Origin of the sequence: Marinimicrobium sp. UBA4209, assembly GCF_002381585.1 — a bacterium.
In the GTDB taxonomy this organism is placed as follows: domain Bacteria; phylum Pseudomonadota; class Gammaproteobacteria; order Pseudomonadales; family Cellvibrionaceae; genus Marinimicrobium; species Marinimicrobium koreense.
On record NZ_DFTP01000040.1, the window covers coordinates 1 to 1,398 of the forward strand.

2 protein-coding genes are annotated in these 1,398 nt (G+C 60.0%); both read right to left on the reverse strand.

What is annotated here, in order from left to right; genetic code table 11:
* Positions 1-160 (reverse strand): UbiD family decarboxylase domain-containing protein (locus B3187_RS05400; protein WP_286805018.1); only part of this gene is annotated, 160 nt, incomplete at its 3' end.
* A gap of 173 nt (positions 161-333) precedes the next feature.
* Positions 334-1,398: transcription termination factor Rho (rho, locus tag B3187_RS05405; RefSeq protein ID WP_286804984.1), on the reverse strand; the 1,065-nt coding region annotated here is incomplete at its 5' end.

Sequence of the window (1,398 nt, forward strand, 5' to 3'; positions counted from 1 at the left end):
CGAAGTCTGCGACCGCACCCTGCGCAAGGGTGGCCCTGCGCAGGGTGCGGTCGCAGACTTCGGTCATCTCCAGCACGGGAGAGATGGGAGTCTGGATGCGCTTGAGTTCGCCGCGCTGTTCCAGGCCCTTGATGAAATCGCGTAGATCGGAATATTGCATTTGAGCTTCAAGCCTCAAGCTTCAAGCTGCAAGCAGTGCGTGGTATGCCGCAGCCTGTGGTGTTTGGTCAGAAGCACAGTGGGTTGACAGTCAGGCCGCCTAGGCGGCCTGACCTGCTGAAAGCGACCAGCTACAGCGGACTGCTTGCAGCTTGTGGCTTTCAGCTTGTCGCTTTAATTCTTGCTGCGCTTCATCGACAGGAAGAACTCGTCGTTGGTCTTGGTATCTTTCAGACGGTCCAGCAGGAACTCGATCGCCGCGATCTCGTCCATCGAATGCAGAATCTTGCGCAGAATCCACATGCGCTGCAGTTCGTCTTCGCTGGTCAGCAGCTCTTCGCGACGGGTGCCGGAACGATTGATGTTGATGGCCGGGAAGGTGCGCTTCTCGGCAATCTTGCGATCCAGGTGGATCTCCATGTTGCCGGTGCCCTTGAACTCCTCGTAGATCACCTCGTCCATCTTCGAGCCGGTGTCGACCAGCGCGGTGGCGATGATGGTCAGGCTGCCGCCCTCTTCAATATTCCGGGCCGCACCGAAGAAACGCTTGGGGCGCTCCAGGGCGTGGGCGTCCACACCACCGGTCAGCACTTTACCGGAGGAGGGGATCACGGTGTTGTAAGCGCGGGCGAGACGGGTGATGGAGTCGAGCAGAATGATCACGTCTTTCTTGTGTTCCACCAGGCGCTTGGCCCGCTCGATCACCATGTCGGCGACCTGCACGTGACGGGCCGGCGGCTCGTCAAAGGTGGAGGCGACCACTTCGCCGCGCACCGAGCGCTGCATTTCGGTCACTTCTTCCGGACGCTCGTCAATCAGCAGAACGATCAGGTGGCACTCGGGGTTGTTGCGGGTAATTGCCTGGGCAATGTTCTGCATCATCAGGGTCTTACCGGCTTTGGGCGGTGCCACGATCAGGCCGCGCTGGCCTTTGCCGATCGGCGCCACCAGGTCGATCACCCNNAGGCCGCGCTGGCCTTTGCCGATGGGAGAAATCAGATCGATGATGCGCGGGGTCAGATCTTCGGTGGAACCGTTACCGGCTTCCAGGCGCAGACGCTCATCGGGGAACAGGGGGGTGAGGTTTTCAAACAGGATTTTGTGCTTGGAGCTTTCGGGCTTGTCAAAGTTGATCTCGTTGACCTTGAGGAGGGCGAAGTAGCGCTCGCCTTCCTTCGGGGGTCGGATCTTGCCCGCAATGGTGTCGCCGGTGCGTAGGTTGAAGCGGCGAATCTGGCT